This window comes from Deltaproteobacteria bacterium (assembly GCA_009930495.1).
Lineage (GTDB): Bacteria > Desulfobacterota > Desulfovibrionia > Desulfovibrionales > Desulfomicrobiaceae > Desulfomicrobium.
The window spans coordinates 1-4,524 of sequence record RZYB01000193.1 but is presented as its reverse complement, the minus strand read 5'-3'; the positions used below and the strand labels follow the sequence as shown (position 1 = coordinate 4,524).

4 protein-coding genes and 1 pseudogene are annotated in these 4,524 nt (G+C 58.8%); 1 reads left to right on the top strand and 4 read right to left on the bottom strand.

Going from position 1 to position 4,524, the window contains the following annotated elements:
* Both EOL86_12275 and cysQ read right to left on the bottom strand, forming a co-directional pair.
* Nucleotides 1–1,587, bottom strand: a 1,587-nt coding sequence (locus EOL86_12275) for a bifunctional sulfate adenylyltransferase/adenylylsulfate kinase (protein ID NCD26350.1), incomplete at its 3' end; no start/stop codon positions are given.
* 47 nt (nucleotides 1,588–1,634) lie between these two features.
* Nucleotides 1,635–2,438 carry a 3'(2'),5'-bisphosphate nucleotidase gene (gene cysQ / locus EOL86_12270; protein NCD26349.1) on the bottom strand — a complete coding sequence of 268 codons (804 nt, stop codon included), beginning with the start codon at nucleotides 2,436–2,438 and terminating at the stop codon, nucleotides 1,635–1,637.
* Between the two features lie 337 nt (nucleotides 2,439–2,775).
* Between cysQ and EOL86_12265 the strand changes: the two are divergent.
* Nucleotides 2,776–2,958 (top strand): annotated as a pseudogene (locus EOL86_12265) (IS5/IS1182 family transposase).
* Nucleotides 2,959–3,139: 181 nt separating this feature from the next.
* On the opposite strand, the gene EOL86_12260 reads toward EOL86_12265, so the two are convergent.
* The gene (locus EOL86_12260) at nucleotides 3,140–3,928 is read right to left on the bottom strand and encodes a hypothetical protein (GenBank protein ID NCD26348.1); all 789 of its coding nucleotides are present in this window, start codon (nucleotides 3,926–3,928) and stop codon (nucleotides 3,140–3,142) included.
* The gene (locus EOL86_12255) at nucleotides 3,925–4,230 is read right to left on the bottom strand and encodes a hypothetical protein (protein NCD26347.1); all 306 of its coding nucleotides are present in this window, start codon (nucleotides 4,228–4,230) and stop codon (nucleotides 3,925–3,927) included. The genes EOL86_12260 and EOL86_12255 overlap by 4 nt, the downstream gene beginning before the upstream one ends.
* Nucleotides 4,231–4,524: the final 294 nt, after the last annotated feature.

Genomic DNA, 4,524 nt, shown 5'->3' with positions numbered 1-4,524 from the left:
CGGCGGGATGTAGGGATCGTCGATGCCGGTGACCCCCTTGACGATGCCGGCCCTGGCCTTGGCGTAGAGGCCCTTGCGGTCGCGTTGTTCACAAACCGCTAGCGGCGTGTTCATGTAGACTTCGACAAAGCCGCCGTGCTGGCTGATGAGCTGGCGGTTATGATCCCGCGCCTCGGGATAGGGCGCGATGGGCGCGCAAATGGCGATGCCGCCGTTTTTGGTGATTTCACTGGCCACGAAGCCGATGCGCCGCACGTTGAGTTCCCGGTGCTCCTTGGAAAAGGACAATTCCGAGGAGAGGTTGCGGCGGACGATGTCGCCGTCGAGCAGGGTCACGGGCCGGTCGCGCATTTCCAGAAAGCGGGCCAGCAGGACCTTGGCCACGGTCGACTTGCCGGCGCCGGACAGACCGGTCAGAAAAATGGTGAAGCCCTGCTTGCTGCGCGGCGGATGGGCCCTGCGCAGTTCCTCGACCACGTCGGGAAAGGAAAACCAGGTCGGGATATCGACGCCATGCTCAAGACGTCGCCGCAGCTCAAGAGAAGAGATGGTGCGGACATTCATGCCCTCCCGAACCTCGTCGGCCGGCAGGTACTCGCCCTTTTCCTCCACATAGACCATTTCCCGCAAGGGAATCATGGCGATGCCCGTTTCCTGTTCGTGGGCGCGCACCAGTTCCTGGGCCGCGCCTTGTGGATAGAACAGATCGCCGGATTCAGCTCCGGGGTCGGCCTGATCCTGGGCCACGAGATAATGGGTGCAGCCGTAATTGCGGCGGACCATGGCCTGGAGCAGGGCTTCGCGTGGGCCGGCCTTGCGTTGATACAGGGGCAGCAGGCCAAGGCTGATCATGGTACGCGGAAATTGGCGCACAAAGGCCTGATAGGATCTGACCAGCGTATATTGGTCCAGATCTCCGTGGTACTGCACGCCTATTGCCGGATGAAGCAGAATGGACGCTCCAGCCTCGCGCGCGGCACGCAGGATCATCTCTTTGTGGGCGCAGTGCAGATGCTGTTCGCTTTGAAAGCCGATGACCGCGCGCCAACCGTTCTGGCTGAAACGGCGGTGCAGGTCCGAAGGGGTCAGGCGCAAGTCCTGGAAATCAAAATGCAGGGGCAGGGACAGACCTTCCAGCGAGCCGCCAAGGTAGTGTTTGCCTGGCTGGGAAAGCAGGTAACGGACCGACGGGTGGGCCGCCGGGTCGTCCGTGCCGTACACCGCCAGGGCTTCGCGCGCCAAATCCGGCTGCCAGACGTCGGAGACGGTCAGCACGGCCAAGAGGAATCCTTCCTGATCGCGCAGGGCGAGGCGGTTTCCAGGCTGAAGTTTTGCACCCAGATCCGGGGATACGTCCAGACAGATGGGCATGGGCCACAGGGCGTCGCTGGCCAACCGCATGGTGTCCAGCACGCTTTCGTAATCCGCGCGGCCGAGAAATCCGGACAGAGGATAGAATCCCCGGTTCAGGAGTAATTCCAGATCGCACACCTGGCGCGTCTTGAGGTTGAGAGAGGGCAGGGTGACTGCCTCGCGGCGCAGGTCTTCGGCGCGCTGGAAATGGACGAGCAGGGATTCGCTATACATGGCACAGCACCTTGGGTGATCGCGAGTGTTTCAGATTTGGCAAAAAATCAGCGTCGTTCCACGATGAAAAAGGGATTGAGCAGATTTTCCTTGTTGTAGCGCAAGGCCTGGTCCGTATCGGCCCGCGTCACGGAGCACCCGGCGTGGACGGCCACGGCGTGCCCGGCGGCAGTGTCCCATTCCATGGTCGGACCAAGTCGGGGATATACGTCGGCCGATCCTTCGGCAACCAGGCAGATTTTGAGGGAACTGCCGATGGAGCGGACGTCGATCTGGCCATATCTGGCCTGGGCCGCGGCCACGAAGTCAGCGAACTCCGGCGAGGGGTGCGAGCGGGAACCGACAATGGTGTGGGGTCTGGGTGCGGGGGGCAGGGGCAGGGGGGACGCCGCTTGCCGGACGCGCTCCCACGAGGCGTCACGAAAGGAACTCGCCGTGTCCAGACGAAAGGCGCCAATGCCGTGGGCGCCACAATAGAGTTTATCCAGGACTGGGGCAAAGACCACCCCAAAAACGGGCACTCCCTGCTCGATAAGGGCGATGTTGACCGTGAATTCGCCATTGCGCTTGATGAACTCCTTGGTGCCGTCCAATGGATCGACCAGCCAGAAGGTGTTCCAACCCTGCCGTTCCGAATAGGGAATGTTCCGGCCTTCCTCGCTGAGCATGGGCAGATTCGTGGAGGTCAGCGCCCGGTGAATGACATGGTGGGCGGCGCGGTCGGCCTTGGTCAGGGGGGATTGGTCGGCCTTGGTTTCAACGCCGAAATCAGCGGTGGCGTATATGTCCAGGATTGCCTGGCCGGCGGCCAGGGCGGCGCCAAGGGCCATGTCTGCGAAGGAGGTGTTCATTTTTGGATTTACCTGCCATGATGTCGGAATTGATGAAGAAAAAAGTTTGGTAATTTGAGCATTTCGAAGAAATAGCCCATTGATTCCATGTCAAACTGCCCACCCGTTCCGGCTCAAACTGACAAGAAAATTAGAGTGCGGCAATGCAGGGGAAGTGGCAAAAAATTGTTTGGTTTTTAATGCGTAAGCGCCTTATAAACCCCATCTTCCAATAAATTCGGCTTATGAGATACGTTCCCTCCAATTCAGGGAGGTGGTCATGAAATCTCAAACCAACCAGGCGCGTGCATCTTGGTGGCTGGAGCATGTAACTCGGTGGCGGCAGAGTGCAGAGTGCAAGAACGATCACAGAATGCTTCGAAACTACCTCAAAGGCCGGATCGGCGACTCCGTGAACCTGTTTATGGCTTGCGCTGCGTTCAATTTCCGGAAGTTCATCCGGATGCTGCGTTTTTTGTGCCTCAAATTGCTCGGGCACGTTTTTCGGCCAAATGTTCGGCCGGAGCAGGCTTGGGCCTGACGGGCCATTTTTAGGGTTTTTCAAGGCTGACTATTCACCATGGAGGAAGTTTTCCCGAGCAGCACGTCGGGGGACATGCTCACGATCCCCAGGTGGGCAGCTCGCCAGCGCGGTCGTGACGGGGCTGGCGACAGGCAGCGCGAGCGCGCCGCGTCAGGTGCATGTGCCGTTTTCTGGCTGATCAACGTACTCGTTCAAAGGTAAATTCCCAGTTTCCGAACGGGGAATCTACTTCGAACCAGACTTCATCATCTTTCGGCAAGACAACATCGACATACGTGTCAGCCCGACCGACACGATTGACAAGCAGCTCATTCAAGCCCCGCCTGGTATGCATCCAGATGCCAAAATACCGCCTAGCTTTGTATTCATATTCAAGCCGGTAGGTCCCGGCTCGATATCCAAATTTCCTGGTCATGTCTTTGGTCGCCCTGCCAGAGTATGCCCCCCGACTTTGCCGCCATTCGATGCCGGTCATATCCACGTCATCCTCGGCTTTATCCGGACATCGCTGGATCACCAGGGGTGTTGGGGCTGGATAGATTTGAGGCCGTACATTCACGGCTGCGGGCTGGGCGGGCTCCGAATAAAATCCTCGATCTAGCTGGACGCGCCAATCACCGTCCCCCTCGACCTCAATGGTGTGCCACCCTGGATTAGGCACCTCCCACGTCGCGCCTCCGGCACCAGGCCTGGACGTGGAGATGTCCCGCACAATCATCCCCTGGTTGTTCTTGAGCCGAATGCCAAGCGCCCCACGACAGTCAAAGTGCACCGCATGCGCCCCCGCGCGCAGCTCGACCATCTGAGACTTATGCCCAGCCCCAGACATGGAGAGCAGATTCCCCTTGTCTTCCTGGGCTGGCTCCATGTACTGCCCGCCAGACCCGAAAAATTTGAACCCGGCGTGAGCGGGGATGGAGAGGATGATAACGACGAGCAGTGCCGCAACCTGGGTCATGGCCATCATTGCAGGCGGTCTTGCAACTGTCTGATCTTGCGATCCGTTTCATCTTTTAAAGCCTGTCGCTCGGCTTGGATTGCCGCCACCTTGGCGGTGAAGTAGCGCTCGAAGTCTTGCAGGCACGCGACGCGCTCCGGGCTGATGCCCCGCACTCCGCAAATGTCGTTGGCTGCGGTCGAGAGGCACGTGGAGTGCTGTGACGTTCCGTCAAGGGGCGCGCAGGTAGTGAGGGCCCTGCCTACGTAGTCGTCCGCCAAGGCAGGGGTGGCCAAGGACAGGAGCAGGATGGGGATAATGGCACGGATCATGGCAAACACCTCCGGCCTCAGTTCCTAGCATTTTTTGGTCAGATGATCAGCAGAAAAAGAGTGGGAATTTTCATCATAAATGAGAACGTCAGTTTCTCAAATTGCGTGCAAGAAATTCTCATTTCTCGCGACGGCTCACAGCCGTCTAAAAAGTGGGACAGAAGTGGGGCAAATCGAAGGTTTGACGGCACCAAAAAAAAGGACTTGCCGCAATTTGTGCGATAAGTCCTTGTTTTTTATGGTGCCCAGGGCGGGACTTGAACCCGCACGCTCCGAAGAGCAAGGGATTTTAAA